Source organism: Streptomyces sp. NPDC001604, from assembly GCF_042893475.1.
GTDB lineage: Bacteria > Actinomycetota > Actinomycetes > Streptomycetales > Streptomycetaceae > Streptomyces.
This window is the reverse complement of sequence record NZ_JBIAUY010000002.1, coordinates 705,621-720,019: the sequence shown is the minus strand read 5'-3', so window position 1 is coordinate 720,019 and position 14,399 is coordinate 705,621. Positions and strand designations below refer to the sequence as shown.

The window sequence follows — 14,399 nt, the reverse complement described above, 5'->3', positions numbered from 1 at the left end:
GTGGGGCGGCCAGCGGCCCAGTGCGATGATGAGCCCGCCATGACTGCCCCCCACCAGCGCACGGTGCGCTCCGGAAACGATCTCCGGATACTGCGGGCCGCGGTGTTCGCCGCGGTCTGCGTCGTGCTGGCCGCGGGTGGTCACATCCTCGCCTCCTGCGCCACGGTTCCGCTGTGGACGCTGGGCGCGGGATTCCTGGGAGCCGTCCTGGTGGCGGCGCCGCTGGCCGGGCGGGTGCGCTCGCTGACCGGGATCGCGGCGCTGCTCGCGGCCGGACAGACCCTGCTGCACACGCTGTTCGGGCTGGCGCAGCAGACGGTCTCCTCGGGCGCGATGCCGATGTCCTCCATGACGTCGACGTCCGACGCCTCACTGGTGGAGCGGGCGGCGCGGCTCGTGTGCGGGACGACGGCTGCGGCGATCAGCCCCGCCCAGGCCCGCAGGCTCCTCGCCGAAGCCCGGATCTCCCCGGACACCGCCATGAGCATGGACATGAGCTCCATGCACCATCCGGCGGACGCCCTGTCCGCCACCGCCTCCACGGCCTCGCTGCTGCCGTCCCTGCCGATGCTGCTCGGTCACGTCCTCGCGGCGATCGCCGCCGGCTGGCTGCTGCGCCGCGGCGACCTGGCCCTGCTGCGGCTCATGGAACTCTCGGCCCACTCGATGGCCGAGGGCGCATTCGTACGGTCCCTGCGCGCGGCGCTCGCGCTGGTGCGCGCCCTGTGCGCCGGGCTCCCGGCCGCGCCAGAGGCGGACCCGCGACCGCCGCGCACCGCGCTGCTCGCGCCTCCGAAGCCCCGTACCACCGCACTCCAGCACACGGTGATCAGGCGCGGCCCGCCGGCCGCCGCCCTCGTCCTCGCCGCCTGACGCGACGCGACCGCCACTCCACAGCCGTGGGGTCGGGGCCGCCGTCGTGCGGCACACGCGCGTGCCCACACTTCCCTGCATCCGTGCGCACGCTTTCCTCCGACCACCGGAACTCACTCGAAACCCGAAGTGGAGTGCATCCGTTCATGAAGGCTTCCCGTCTCGCCGCCACCGGCGCCCTCGCCGCCTCTGCCGTCTTCGTCCTGTCCGCGCCCGCGTTCGCGCACGTCACCGTGCAGCCCGAGGGCACGGCCGCCAAGGGCGGTTACGCGGTCGTCGACTTCAAGGTCCCCAACGAGCGCGACGACGCCTCGACCACCAAGCTCGAGGTGAGCTTCCCGACCGACCACCCGCTGGCCTCCGCCCTGCCGGAGCCGATGGACGGCTGGAACATCAAGGTCACCAAGTCCAAGCTCGCCAAGCCGATCGAGGTGCACGGCAAGAAGATCAGCGAGGCTGTCTCCAAGATCACCTGGACCGCCGACGGCAAGGGCATCGGACCCGGCTACTTCGAGAAGTTCCCGGTCTCCGTCGGCGCGCTGCCCGAGGACGCCGACGAACTGACCTTCAAGGCCCTCCAGACGTACTCCGACAACGAGGTCGTGCGCTGGATCGAGGTGCAGAAGGACGGCGCACAGGAGCCCGAGAACCCGGCCCCCGTGCTCACCCTGTCCGCCGCCTCCGAGGACGGCCACTCGCACGGCTCCTCCGCCGAGGACGCCTCCGACGAGACCAAGACCACCGAGAACACCGCCGCCGACACCTCCGCCGCCTCCGACGGCAGCGACACCACGGCGCGTGTGCTCGCCGTCGTGGGCATCGTCGTCGGCGCGCTGGGCGTGGCGTACGGCGTGCTCGCCGGACGTCGTCGCAGCGACGCCTGAGGCCCGTTCCTCCGTGTGGTGCACCGGGGGCCGTACGACCCCCGGTGCACACCGGAGCTCTCACATCTGGGACATTTTTCTATGCGCAAGAAGACGTTCGCCGCGGCCGCGCTGCTCGCCGCCGCCACCCTGACCCTCTCCGCCTGCGGCAGCGGCGACGACAGCAACTCGCCCGTCGCCGTGGTCTCCGAGGAGACCTCGCAGAAGGCCGCGACCGTTCTCGACAAGCCGTTCGAGAAGCCGGACCTCGTCCTCACCGACACCACGGGCAAGAAGTACGACTTCCGCAAGGAGACCGCGGGCCGGCCGACGCTGATCTACTTCGGCTACACCCACTGCCCCGACATCTGCCCGCTGACGATGAGCAACATCGCCGTCGCCAAGAAGCAGCTGCCCAAGGCCGAACAGGACAAGCTGCGGGTCGTGTTCGTCACCACCGACCCCCAGCGCGACACCCCGGCCGAACTCGGCAAGTGGCTCAAGGGCATCGATCCCCAGTTCGTGGGTCTGACCGGCGACTTCGCCACCATCCAGGCCGGCGCCCGCACGCTGGGCATCTCCATCGAGCCGACCCACAAGGACAAGAAGACCGGCAAGACCGTCTCGGTGCACGGCACCCAGGTCATCGCGTTCTCGCCGAAGACCGACGGCGGCTATGTCCTCTACGGCGAGGACGCCCAGGTCGACGACTACACCAAGGACCTCCCCAAGATCATCAAGGGGGAGAACCCGTGAGGCACCTCGTCGCCCCGGCCGCGGCGCTGGCAGGAGCACTGGCCCTGGCGGGCTGCGGCGGCTCCGGCGACGCCAAGGCCGACCTGTCCGTCAGCTCCCCCTACATGCCCCAGCCCGTCTCCGACATGGCCGCGGGCTTCCTCACCATCGCCAACAAGGGCGGCACCAAGGACGAACTGACCTCCGTCACCAGCGACGCCGCGGGCAGCGTGACCGTCCACGAGACGGTCGGGCAGTCCATGGAGGAGGTCAAGTCCCTGGATGTCCCCGCTCACGGTCAACTCGTGTTCAAGAGCGGCGGCAACCACCTGATGTTCGAGAACCTGAAGCGCAAGCCGAAGCAGGGCGAGAAAGTCACCCTCGAACTGCACTTCGCCAAGTCCGGCCCGATCAAGGTTGAGATGCCGGTCAAGTCGGCCACGTACAACCCCGCGACCGGCCACTGAGGGAGGGACCACTGTGACCCGGACCATCACCCCCCGCCGCGTGCGGACTCTGGCGCTGCTGTTCCTGGCCGTCCTCGGCATGCTTTTCGCCGCTGCCGGGCCGGCCTCCGCGCACGCCGCGCTGACCGGCAGCGACCCCGCCCAGGGGGTGGTGGTCGACAAGGCACCCAGCCAGGTCACGCTCACCTTCTCCGAGAAGGTCGCCACCTCCGAGGACTCACTGCGCGTCCTCGACCCCAAGGGCAAGCGCGTCGACACCGGCAAACCGTCCAACGTGAGCGGCACTTCCTACGCCGTGCCGCTGCACAGCGGCCTGCCGGACGGCACCTACACGGTGTCCTGGCAGGTCGTGTCCGCGGACAGCCACCCCGTCGCCGGCGCCTTCACCTTCTCCATCGGCGCCCCCTCCACCACCACCGTCTCGGTCACCGACCGGACGGTGGGCGGCGGAATCGTCGGCCGGCTGTACGGCTTCGGCCGGTATGTGTCGTACGCCGGCTACATCGTCATGGTCGGCGGCGCCGCCTTCGTCCTCGTCTGCTGGCGGCGCGGCTCCGGCGTACGGGCACTGCAGCGGTTCGTGGTCTCCGGGTGGCTCGCGCTCACCTCCGCCACGCTCCTGCTGCTGCTCCTGCGCGGCTCCTACACCAGCTCCGGCAAAGTCAGTGCCATCTTCGACCTGAGCCTGCTCGGGCAGGTGCTGCAGACCAAAGCGGGCGCGGCACTGATCTCCCGGCTGCTGCTGCTCGCCGCCGCGGCCCTGTTCATCGCCGTGCTCTTCGGCGCCTACGCCCGCCCGTCTCCCACCACCACCCCGAACGACGACGCTTCGCGCCGACTGCCTGATTCAAGGGACGACGAGGAGAAGCGGGACCTGACGTTCGGACTCGCGATCGGCGGAACCGTGGTGGCCGCCGGGCTCGCGGCGAGCTGGGCGATGGCGGAGCACGCCTCCACCGGGCTCCAGCCGGGCGTCGCGATGCCCGTCGACGTCGTCCATCTGCTGGCCGTGGCCGCATGGCTCGGCGGCCTGTGCGCGCTCCTCGTGGCGCTGTACCGGTCGGACCCCCCGATCGAGGCCGCGGCGGTACGCCGCTTCTCCCGAGTCGCCTTCGGCAGCGTCCTCGCCCTCGTCGCGACCGGCATCTACCAGTCCTGGCGCCAGCTCGGCTCCTGGTCGGCGTTCACCGACACGGCGTACGGACAGCTGCTGCTCGTCAAGATCGGGCTCGTGGCGCTGCTCGTCGGCATCGCGGGCATCTCCCGGCGGTGGACGGCACGCCTTGCGGACACCGCCGTCGTGCAGCCACGCGAGGAGGCGGCGGAGCAGGACACGCCCTCGGAGGGCGACGACCTGAGTGTGAAGGAGCCGGCCGCCGCCCGGGCCGGAGCAGGCTCCGCGAAGACGGCGACGGCGCCCGCCGACGCCTCGGCCGGCACAGGACCGCGGGCCGCCCGCGGTTCCACGGCTGCCGGTGCCACCGCGTCCACGACCGGCTCCGAGGAGCCCGACGAGCCCGAGACGGCCGACGAGGCCCGGGCCTCCGATGACTCCGAAGCCCCCGCCGACTCCGAGCGCGCCGCCCAGCTCGCCCGCCAGAAGGCCGCCATGGCCACCGCACGGCAGAAGCGGCAGCGCGACGCCGACCCCGACCGGTTCGGCCTACGGCGCTCCGTACTCGCCGAGACAGGCGTCGCCGTCGTCCTGCTCGCCGTCACCACCGTGCTGACCCAGACCGAGCCCGGACGCACGGAACAGGAGGCCAAGGCCGCCACCTCGGCGTCCTCGTCCTCCTCGTCGACGGCGGACTCGTCGTCCGGCGCGCTGACCCTGACCATGCCGTTCGACACGGGCGGCACGGACGGCAAGGGCGTCGTGTCCGTGGACCTCGACCCCGCGCGCGTGGGCGGCAACGACATGCACGTCTACGTCCAGCGGCCCAACGGGCGCGCCTTCGACATCCCCGAGGTGAAGGTCGCCTTCACCCTGGAGACGAAGAAGATCGGGCCGCTGCCCGTCAGCCCCGACCACATCGCCACCGGACACTGGGCGACGAACGGGGTGCAGATCCCCATGGCCGGCGACTGGAAGGTCGCCGTGACCGTGCGCACCTCCGACATCGACCAGGTGACCGTCTCCAAGAACGCGCAGATCGGCTGAATCGCACCATGGCTGACAAGTCCATCCGGGAGGCCCGCACTCCCGACGCAGCTCCCGAAGCGGCTCCGAAGGAGGGCGTTTCCGAAAAGGCGCTCTCCGGAGACGGCATCTCGCGACGGAAGCTGCTCGGCACCGCCGGCGCCACCGGGCTCGCGCTCGGCGCTGCCGGCGGAGCCGTGGGGTATGCCGCCGCACCCTCCGAGGCCACCCCGCTCAGCTCAATCGGCTCCAATCGGGTGATGTTTCACGTGAAACACCAGCCCGGCATCACCGAGGGCCTCCAGGCCCGCGGACACCTCGTCGCCTTCGACCTGACGGCGGGCGCGGGCCGCAAGGAGGCTGCGGCACTGCTGCGCCGCTGGTCGGCGACGGCCGAGCGGCTGATGGCGGGCGAGGCGGCAGCGAGCGACGACACAGATGTCGCGCGGGACGCGGGCCCGTCGTCCCTGACCATCACCTTCGGCTTCGGCCACAGCTTCTTCTCCCGCACCGGCCTGGAGAAGCAGCGCCCGGTCTCCCTCGACCCCCTGCCCGACTTCTCCTCCGACCAGCTCGACAAGGCCCGCAGCAACGGCGACCTGTGGGTGCAGATCGGCGCCGACGACGCCCTGGTCGCCTTCCACGCCCTGCGGGCCATCCAGAAGGACGCGGGCAGCGCAGCCCGCATCCGCTGGCAGATGAACGGCTTCAACCGCACTCCCGGCGCCACCGCCCACCCGATGACGGCCCGCAACCTCATGGGCCAGCTGGACGGCACCCGCAATCCCAAGCCCACCGAGCCCGACTTCGACAAGCGGATCTTCGTACCGCCCTCGGGCTCCAACGACCCCGCCTGGATGGCGAACGGCTCCTACGCCGTCGTACGCCGCATCCGCATGCTCCTCGACGACTGGGAGAAGCTCTCCCTCAAGGACCAGGAGAACGTCATCGGGCGCCGCAAGTCCGACGGAGCCCCCCTGTCCGGGGGCACCGAAACGACCGCGATGGACCTGGAGAAGACGGACGCACAGGGCAACTACGTCGTCCCCGGCAACGCCCACGCCCGCATCTCCCGCCCCGACCAGAACGGCGGTGCCGCCATCCTGCGCCGCCCGTTCTCCTACCACGACGGGTTCGACGCGAACGGCGTCCCCGACGCCGGGCTCCTCTTCGTCTGCTGGCAGGCCGACCCGCTGCGCGGCTTCGTCACCATCCAGCGCAAGCTCGACCGCGGCGACGCCCTGTCGAAGTACATCCGCCATGAGGCGAGCGGCCTGTTCGCGGTACCGGGCGGAGCGGCACAGGGCGAGTACGTGGGGCAGCGGCTGCTGGAGGCGTGAGCCGCGTGTGCGTAAGGCCCATTAGGGTGAGGTCATGCCAGCGAGCTACGCGTATCTCGGCCCCGAGGGCACCTTCACCGAAGTCGCCCTGCGCACCCTTCCCGAAGCGGCCACCCGGGAACTGATCCCGTACGTGTCGGTGCAGTCCGCGCTGGACGCGGTCCGCGCAGGCGAGGCCGAGGCCGCCTTCGTGCCGATCGAGAACTCCGTCGAGGGCGGCATCACCACCACCCTCGACGAACTGGTCGCGGGCGCCCCGCTGATGATCTACCGCGAGGTGCTGCTGTCGATCACCTTCGCGCTGCTGGTCAGGCCGGGCACGAAGCTCTCCGACATCAAGACGGTCTCCGCCCACCCGGCCGCCCAGCCACAGGTGCGCAACTGGCTCAAGAACAACCTCCCGGACGCCCACTGGGAGTCCGCCGCCTCGAACGCGGACGCCGCCCGCCTGGTCCAGGAGGGCCAGTACGACGCCGCCTTCGCGGGCGAGTTCGCGGCCGCCCGGTACGGCCTGGAGGCCCTGGAGACCGGGATCCACGACGCCGAGAACGCGCAGACCCGGTTCGTGCTGGTCGGCCGGCCCGCCCGGCCCGCCGCACCCACCGGCGCCGACAAGACGTCCGTCGTGCTGTGGCAGCGCGACGACCACCCCGGCGGTCTGCGCGACCTGCTGGGCGAGTTCGCCACCCGCGGCATCAACCTGATGCTGCTGCAGTCCCGGCCCACGGGCGCCGGCATCGGCAACTACTGCTTCTGCATCGACGCCGAGGGCCACATCTCCGACCGCCGGGTCGCCGAGGCCCTGATGGGACTCAAGCGGATCTGCCTCGAGGTGCGCTTCCTGGGCTCGTACCCGCGCGCGGACATCGGCGTCGAGGACGTGCGCGCACCGCGCCAGGGGACGTCGGACGAGGAGTTCCTCGCAGCGTCGGACTGGGTCGCGCGCTGCCAGGACGGCCGCTTCTAGCCGGTCCGACCGGCCGGTCCTACCTGCAGATTTTCGTTGTCCACAGAAGTTATCCACAGGCAAGCTTCTCGACCTGGGGACAAGTCGACACGGAACCATGACTCTGTCGACAAATCTGCCTGTGGAGCCCCCTTGCATCCATCAGCTCGCATGTCACCGTTCGTCCACGTGTTTCCTTTAGGCAATCCTTTGGGGCGACCGCTTTCCACTCGAAAGTGGTGGTAAATCGGGGTCTGGGGCACGATTCCCAGGCGTGACGCTCCGGTTTCGGAGTGATCAATTCCGAAATCCACAGACCCCTCGCACAGCCTGTGGATAACTTTCTTCGGGGTGTGGATCGCTGTGGACAACCAAACCCCAAGTCCCGCTCCCCACAAGGGAATCGGGTCAACCGGGCGCCAACCGGCTGCCCCGTTCCAGGGAGTGGGACGCCTTTTGTTGACACTGTGGGCAATTCGCTCATAACTGAACGTAAGCCGCAATTGATGGCTGTTGGGAATGGTGAGTCGTGGGCCGTATCCCGGCACCGGTAGCCTTGACCGCGTGATTGACCTTCGCCTGCTCCGTGAGGACCCCGACCGTGTGCGCGCGTCCCAGCGCGCCCGTGGAGAGGACGTCGCGCTCGTCGACGCTCTCCTGTCTGCCGACGAGCGGCGCAGGTCGTCCGGCGTCCGCTTCGACGAGCTGCGCGCCGAGCAGAAGCAGCTCGGCAAGCTCATCCCCAAGGCCTCCGCGGACGAGAAGGCGGAGCTGCTGAAGAAGGCGAGCCAGCTCGCCGCCGACGTCAAGGCCGCCGACGCCGAGCGCGACGCCGCCGACACCGAGACGCAGGAGCTGCTCCTCCAGCTCGGCAACCTCGTCCACCCCGATGTGCCCGTCGGCGGCGAGGAGGACTTCGTCACCCTCGAGACGCACGGCACGATCCGCGACTTCGGCGCCGAGGGCTTCGAGCCCAAGGACCACCTGGAGCTCGGCACGCTCCTCGGCGCGATCGACGTGGAGCGCGGCGCGAAGGTCTCCGGCTCGCGCTTCTACTTCCTGACGGGTGTCGGCGCACTGCTCGAGCTCGCCCTGGTCAACGCGGCGATCGCGCAGGCCACCGCGGCCGGCTTCACGCCGATGCTGACGCCCGCCCTGGTCCGCCCCCAGTCGATGGCGGGCACGGGCTTCCTCGGCCAGGCGGCCCAGGACGTCTACCACCTCGACAAGGACGACCTCTACCTGGTCGGCACCTCCGAGGTCCCCCTCGCCGCGTACCACATGGACGAGATCATCGACGCCGACCGGCTGCCCCTTCGGTACGCGGGCTTCTCGCCCTGCTTCCGCCGTGAGGCCGGCTCGCACGGCAAGGACACCCGGGGCATCTTCCGCGTCCACCAGTTCGACAAGGTGGAGATGTTCTCATACGTCGCCCCGGAGGACTCGGAGGCCGAGCACCAGCGTCTGCTGCAGTGGGAGAAGGAGTGGCTGACCTCGCTGGAGCTGCCGTTCCGCGTGATCGACGTCGCCTCGGCCGACCTGGGCTCCTCGGCGGCCCGCAAGTTCGACTGCGAGGCGTGGATCCCCACGCAGGGCAAGTACCGCGAGCTGACCTCGACCTCGGACTGCACCGAGTTCCAGTCCCGCCGCCTGTCGATCCGCGTCCGTGACGGCAAGCAGGTCAAGCCGCTCGCGACGCTCAACGGCACGCTGTGCGCCGTACCGCGCACGATCGTGGCGATCCTGGAGAACCACCAGCAGGCCGACGGCTCGGTGTATGTGCCGCCGGTGCTGCGCCCGTTCCTGGGCGGCCGGGAGGTCCTGGAGCCGGTCGCCAAGTGAGCGACGCGTCCGCGACCCCGGGGTTCCCGTACAGACTCATCGCCACCGACCTCGACGGAACGCTCCTGCGCTCCGACGAGTCGGTCTCGCGGCGCACCCGTGACGCGCTCGCCTCGGCCACCGAGGCGGGCGCCGCGCACATCGTCGTCACCGGCCGCGCGGTCCCCTGGACCCGGCACATCCTCGACGACCTCGGCTACGAGGGCCTCGCGGTCTGCGGCCAGGGCGCGCAGGTGTACGACGCCGGGGCGCACCGTCTGCTGACCTCGGTGACCCTGGACCGGCAGCTGGCGGGCGTGGCCCTGGCGAAGATCGAGGCGGAGGTCGGCCCGCTGCACCTGGCGGCGAGCCGTGACGGCCTGGACGGCGACGTGCTGGTGGGGCCGGGGTACGCACTCACCGGAGAGCTTCCCGTGACGCCGTTCACGGAGGCGTCCGACCTCTGGTCGGCCCCGCTGAACAAGATCTACATACAGCACCCGGAGCTGTCCGACGACGAGCTCGCCGAGGCGGCACGAGAGGCCGCGGGCGGCTTCGTCACGGTCGCCATGGCGGGCGAGGGCATCGTGGAGCTGCTGCCGCTGGGTCTGTCCAAGGCGACGGGCCTGTCGCTGGCGGCCCGGCGCCTGGGCGTCAAGGCGGCGGACACGATCGCCTTCGGCGACATGCCCAACGACATCCCGATGTTCGCCTGGGCGGCACGGGGCGTGGCCATGGCCAACGCCCACGAGGAGCTGAGGGCGGTGGCGGACGAGGTGACGTCCTCCAACGAGGAGGACGGGATCGCGGTGGTGCTTGAGCGGTTGCTGGGCTAGTTCTTCGGTTTGTTGCGGAGGATGCACGGATCGAACGTGCGCGGGGGTGACCCCGACCATGGCTTAGCAAGCCAGTGCCTTACCACTCGGCCAATCCTCCGGGTGGGCGGCCCACGCGAGAGCGACATCGCGTGCTCGAAGCGGCCGCCCCGGGCAGCTCCCCGTGCGGAGCGGGTTCGACGGTGGGGTAACTACACCGGAACCCGCCGCGGGCTGCCCTGTCGGGAGCTGGACGTACTGTCGTGCATGGACATCGCCCGGCTCCTCTCCCAGAACGTGGCGCCGGAGCAGTATCCGAAAGTGCGGGCGTCCGGCGGTGTGGACACAACCACTGTGCCTGTCGGACGAGTTGGACGCCACTGAATAAAACGACCGGACAACGTCCGTAATGACCGGACAACGTCCGTAGAGGGATCAGCGCCGCCGCCACTTGCGGCGGCGCGCCTTGCTGAAGAACCAGCCCGCGGGTGGCTCGTCGGAGCGCCAGGGCTGCGGCTCGGGCTCCTCGTTGCGCCAGCGGGCGGCGAGCATGCGGGCGCGGGCAGACGGCTCGGAGGTCTCGGCGCCCCGTATGAAGTCCTCGTCCAGGACCAGCTCGTCCCAGTCGTCTGCCATTCCCGTTCCTCTCAGTCGTACGTCCCCAGGTGCGTCAGTCGTACATCCCCATTTGCGCAGTCTGCCCGGAGAGGGGTGAAGTCCCCGTCAAGGTCGGGACGTGTCACTCCTCACCGGCCAGTTTCAAGGTGCGCAGCTTCTGCCCGGCGTACCAGGTGGCGAGGACGGTCACCGCGACCAGGAACACCGTGGCCGTGGTCAGGCCGACGTCGGAGGTGACCAGGTCGCCGCCGGCGACCTTGTGGGCGACCGCCAGCGACCACTGCTGGACGCTCAGCGTGCGCGCGCCGGGCACCAGGGAGCCGAACAGGGCTTCCCAGACGAGTGCGTACACCAGCCCGAAGACCACCGCGTGCCGGGACACCGTGCCCAGCAGCAGGAACAGCGCCGCGTAGGCGATGGAGGAGACCAGCGCGGCGACCGTGTAGGCGACGGCGATCTGCTGCCCGTTGCCGTTGAGGATGAAGCCGGCGATGAGGGTGGGCAGTGCGGAGAACACCATCGTCACCGCGATCGCCACGATCAGCTTGGTGAAGATGATCGTCGGCCGCTTCAGCGGCTTGGACAGCAGGTACACCACCGAGCCGTCGTCGATCTCCGGTCCGATCGCGCCCGTGCCGGCGATGACGCCGATGATCGGCACCATCGTGGCGAGCGCGAGCTTGCCCAGCAGGTCGGAGGCCGTCTGGTCGTCGGCGCCGGTGAGGGCGCGTACGACGACGGAGATCGCGATCAGCAGCAGGGGCAGTGCGCCCAGGATGAGGGCCCGGCGACGGCCGAGCAGGGCCCGGTAGGTGAGCCGGGCGACTGTGGGGTCGTACATCTTTCGGCCTCCTACGCCGCGACCAGGTACGAGAAGACGGACTCGAGGGACTCGTCGGACGGCGAGACCGTGAGCAGCCGGATGCCGTGGTCGCGGGCGACCCTGGGCAGCAGTGTCGTGAAACGGCCGAAGTCGACGGCCTGGATGCGCAACGCGCCCTCGGCGAGGTCGACTTCGATGCCCGATGTCGACGGGTCGGCGATCAGTGCGGCCGCAAGCGCGCGGTCGTCGCTGGAACGCACCAGGTAGCGGTGCGGGCGGTCGGTCATCAGGCGGCGGATCTTGCGGAAGTCGCCGCTGGCCGCGTGGCGTCCGGCGACGACGACCTCGATGTGCCAGGCGAGTTGCTCGACCTCTTCGAGGATGTGCGACGAGAACAACACCGTGCGGCCCTCGTTGCCCATGCGTCGCAGCAGGTCCATGAGCTGCATGCGCTGGCGCGGGTCCATGCCGTTGAAGGGCTCGTCCAGCAGGAGCAGCGAGGGGTCGTGGACCAGGGCGCTCGCCATCTTCACGCGCTGGCGCATGCCCTTGGAGTACGTGGAGATCTTGCGGTCCTGCGCGTACTCCATCTCGACCGTGGCCAGCGCCTTCTGGGCGGCCTTGGCGCCCAGGCCGTGCAACTCGGCGTTGGCGACGACGAACTCGCGTCCGGTGAGGAAGTCGTACATCGCCTCGCGTTCGGGGACGATGCCGATGTGCCGGTAGATCGACTCGTTGCGCCACACCTGCTGCCCGTCGAGGGTGACGGTTCCGGTGGAGGGGGCCAGGAAGCCGGCCATCATGTTGATGAGGGTGGACTTTCCGGCGCCGTTCGGGCCGAGCAGGCCGGTGACGCCGGGGCCGATCGTCATGGTGATGTCGTTGACGGCGACCACGTTGCCGAACCAGCGGGAGACGTGGTCGATCTGGAGCGTGGTCACAGTCCCACCTTCTTGTAGCGGCGCATCAGGAGGCCGTAGCTGGCGGCGATCAGGCCCAGTGTGAGCAGGACGTACACCACGCCCTGACCGGTGGAGGGGCCGTGGCCTCCCGGGAGCGCCGGGGTCGCGCCGAGGAAGGCGGACTGCACGCCATCGATGAGCGTGACCGGCGAGAAGAGACCGATCCAGGGGATGGCGCTCGTGCTGCCCTGGGCGTCGGCGATCGCCTGGAGCGTGGAGACGGCGCCGTAGGAGACGATCAGGACGGCGATCACGGCCGCGATGCCGAAGCCGCGGCGCGGGGTGACCGACGCGATGACCAGGCCGATGCCGGCGAAGAGCAGTGAGAGCAGTGCCACGGACACGAGTCCCTCGGCGAATCCCTTGGTCTGGTCGGCGAAGTCGAGTTTGGCCAGCAGCGCGCCCACATAGAGCACGATCAGCGGGGCCGCGGTCAGGATGAACATCGCCGAGGCGAGCGCCGCGTACTTCGCGCGCACGTAGTCGGCGGTCTCGATCGGCCGCGAGAAGTACAGCGGCACGGTCTTGAAGCGCAGGTCGCGCGAGACGGACTGGGGTGCCTGGGAGGCGACGTACAGGCAGATGACGGACTGCATGATGATCGCGTAGCGGGTGTACTCGACCGGCAGTGCGTGCGCCTTGGTGGCGACGGCGACGGCCACCATGATGGCCGCCGGCACGCACATCACCGCGAACAGCAGCATCGGCAGCACCTTGGACTTGATCGAACGACCGAGGCCGTAGGCGCCGCGCAGGGACTGCGAGTACAGGGAGCGGGTGGCGTAGGAGCGGCCGAGGCGTGGGCCGTCGTAGCTGCGGTAGCCGATGTTGTGGATGCGGGTCTGGTCACCCGGTGCAGCCGCCGAAGGGTGCTCAACTGCCATGGCCGACCGCCTCCTTCCGCTGCTCTTCCTCGCTCTTGAAGACCTCCGAGATGTGGTGCCTGCGCTGCTCCATGCGCACCAGGCCGAGGCCGAGGTCCGCGACGACGTCACGTACGAGGTCGTACGTCTCCTCGCCCTGCGCCGTGAGCAGCAGGATGTGCCCGGCACCCGGCAGGCCGTCGCTGCCGTCGGCGACGGCCACCCCGCGCGCGTGCAGCGCTTCACGCACCGCGCGCGTGCCGTCCGGGTGTTCGTCGCTGTCGGTGACCTCGATCGCGAGGGTGGTCGTGGTCTGTGTGAAGTCCGTGGTGGAGCTGGAGCGCAGGAGCTTGCCGCCGTCGATGATCACCACGTGGTCACAGGTGCGCTCGAGCTCGCCCAGCAGATGCGAGGTGACCAGGACCGAGATGCCGAAGTCGGTGTGGATGCGGCGGATCAGGCCGAGCATCTCGTCGCGGCCGACCGGGTCGAGGCCGTTGGTCGGCTCGTCCAGGAAGACCAGCTGGGGGTCGTGGACCAGCGCCTGCGCGAGCTTGACGCGCTGCTTCATACCGGTCGAGTAGCCGCCGATGGGGCGGTAGCGCTCCTCGTAGAGACCGACATGGCGCAGCGTGTCCGCGGTGCGCTCGCGCGCTGCCGTGGGCGGCAGGCCGGACATGCGCGCCATGTGGACGACGAACTCGGTGGCCGAGACGTCCGGCGGCAGGCAGTCGTGCTCCGGCATGTAGCCGACCCGCTCGCGGATGTCGCCACCCTTGGTCGCGACGTCGAGCCCGAGCACTTCGGCGCGGCCCTCGGAGGCGGGGGACAGACCCAGGAGGATCTTGATCAGTGTGGACTTGCCGGCTCCGTTCGCTCCGACGAGTCCGGTCACACCGGGCCCGACGTCGACGGAGAGCCGGTCAAGCGCGGTCACCCGGGGGAACCGCTTGCTCAGGCTTTCGGTCGCGATCACAGTCACGGCTTCGACGATAGTGACGCGGACCACGCCGGTCGTCAGACCGCAGAGCTGTCCTGGCATCAGCCTCCAGGCGTACGGGTCCGTAGGGGATTCCCCTACCTGAGAGCTACGCAGAGTTATCCACAGCCTCGGCTCCTCCTATTGACGCAGC

Annotated in this window: 14 protein-coding genes and 1 tRNA gene; 9 read left to right on the top strand and 6 right to left on the bottom strand. The window is 69.9% G+C overall.

What is annotated here, in order from left to right; translation table 11 throughout:
• Positions 1-39: 39 nt before the first annotated feature.
• The 9 genes from ACFY1E_RS08560 (at position 40) to ACFY1E_RS08520 (ending at position 10,021) form a co-directional block, all read left to right on the top strand.
• Positions 40-873 carry a hypothetical protein gene (locus ACFY1E_RS08560; protein ID WP_389072957.1) on the top strand — a complete coding sequence of 278 codons (834 nt, stop codon included), beginning with the start codon at positions 40-42 and terminating at the stop codon, positions 871-873.
• Between the two features lie 146 nt (positions 874-1,019).
• On the top strand, positions 1,020-1,757 hold the full coding sequence (locus tag ACFY1E_RS08555) for a YcnI family protein (RefSeq protein WP_389072955.1): 738 nt from the start codon (positions 1,020-1,022) through the stop codon (positions 1,755-1,757).
• A gap of 81 nt (positions 1,758-1,838) precedes the next feature.
• A complete protein-coding gene (locus ACFY1E_RS08550) occupies positions 1,839-2,492 on the top strand; it encodes an SCO family protein (protein WP_389072953.1) in 654 nt (217 codons plus the stop codon).
• Positions 2,489-2,938 carry a copper chaperone PCu(A)C gene (locus ACFY1E_RS08545; RefSeq protein ID WP_389072952.1) on the top strand — a complete coding sequence of 150 codons (450 nt, stop codon included), beginning with the start codon at positions 2,489-2,491 and terminating at the stop codon, positions 2,936-2,938. Before ACFY1E_RS08550 ends, ACFY1E_RS08545 begins: the two co-directional genes overlap by 4 nt.
• Positions 2,939-2,951: 13 nt before the next feature.
• Positions 2,952-5,099, top strand: a complete 2,148-nt coding sequence (locus ACFY1E_RS08540) for a copper resistance protein CopC (RefSeq protein ID WP_389072951.1) — start codon at positions 2,952-2,954, stop codon at positions 5,097-5,099.
• A gap of 8 nt (positions 5,100-5,107) precedes the next feature.
• Entirely contained in the window at positions 5,108-6,418 is a 1,311-nt protein-coding gene (gene efeB / locus ACFY1E_RS08535) for an iron uptake transporter deferrochelatase/peroxidase subunit (RefSeq protein ID WP_389072949.1), read from the top strand.
• Between the two features lie 34 nt (positions 6,419-6,452).
• Positions 6,453-7,385 carry a prephenate dehydratase gene (gene pheA / locus ACFY1E_RS08530; RefSeq protein WP_344403254.1) on the top strand — a complete coding sequence of 311 codons (933 nt, stop codon included), beginning with the start codon at positions 6,453-6,455 and terminating at the stop codon, positions 7,383-7,385.
• Positions 7,386-7,928: 543 nt separating this feature from the next.
• Positions 7,929-9,206, top strand: coding sequence for a serine--tRNA ligase (gene serS, locus ACFY1E_RS08525; protein WP_389072946.1), 1,278 nt, complete (start codon positions 7,929-7,931; stop codon positions 9,204-9,206).
• Complete coding sequence (locus ACFY1E_RS08520; protein WP_389072944.1) at positions 9,203-10,021, top strand: HAD family hydrolase; 819 nt, start codon at positions 9,203-9,205, stop codon at positions 10,019-10,021. Before serS ends, ACFY1E_RS08520 begins: the two co-directional genes overlap by 4 nt.
• Positions 10,022-10,036: 15 nt before the next feature.
• On the opposite strand, the gene ACFY1E_RS08515 is transcribed toward ACFY1E_RS08520, so the two are convergent.
• From ACFY1E_RS08515 to ACFY1E_RS08490, 6 genes are all read right to left on the bottom strand, one after another.
• Positions 10,037-10,121: transfer RNA gene (locus ACFY1E_RS08515), tRNA-Ser, on the bottom strand.
• Positions 10,122-10,435: 314 nt separating this feature from the next.
• Complete coding sequence (locus ACFY1E_RS08510) at positions 10,436-10,636, bottom strand: hypothetical protein (RefSeq protein ID WP_344403250.1); 201 nt, start codon at positions 10,634-10,636, stop codon at positions 10,436-10,438.
• 103 nt (positions 10,637-10,739) lie between these two features.
• On the bottom strand, positions 10,740-11,459 hold the full coding sequence (locus ACFY1E_RS08505; RefSeq protein ID WP_389072941.1) for an ABC transporter permease subunit: 720 nt from the start codon (positions 11,457-11,459) through the stop codon (positions 10,740-10,742).
• Between the two features lie 11 nt (positions 11,460-11,470).
• Positions 11,471-12,382 carry an ABC transporter ATP-binding protein gene (locus ACFY1E_RS08500; RefSeq protein ID WP_389072939.1) on the bottom strand — a complete coding sequence of 304 codons (912 nt, stop codon included), beginning with the start codon at positions 12,380-12,382 and terminating at the stop codon, positions 11,471-11,473.
• Positions 12,379-13,287, bottom strand: a complete 909-nt coding sequence (locus ACFY1E_RS08495) for an ABC transporter permease (RefSeq protein WP_389072937.1) — start codon at positions 13,285-13,287, stop codon at positions 12,379-12,381. The genes ACFY1E_RS08500 and ACFY1E_RS08495 overlap by 4 nt, the downstream gene beginning before the upstream one ends.
• Entirely contained in the window at positions 13,277-14,242 is a 966-nt protein-coding gene (locus tag ACFY1E_RS08490) for an ABC transporter ATP-binding protein (protein WP_389073373.1), read from the bottom strand. The genes ACFY1E_RS08495 and ACFY1E_RS08490 overlap by 11 nt, the downstream gene beginning before the upstream one ends.
• Between the last annotated feature and the right edge of the window lie 157 nt (positions 14,243-14,399).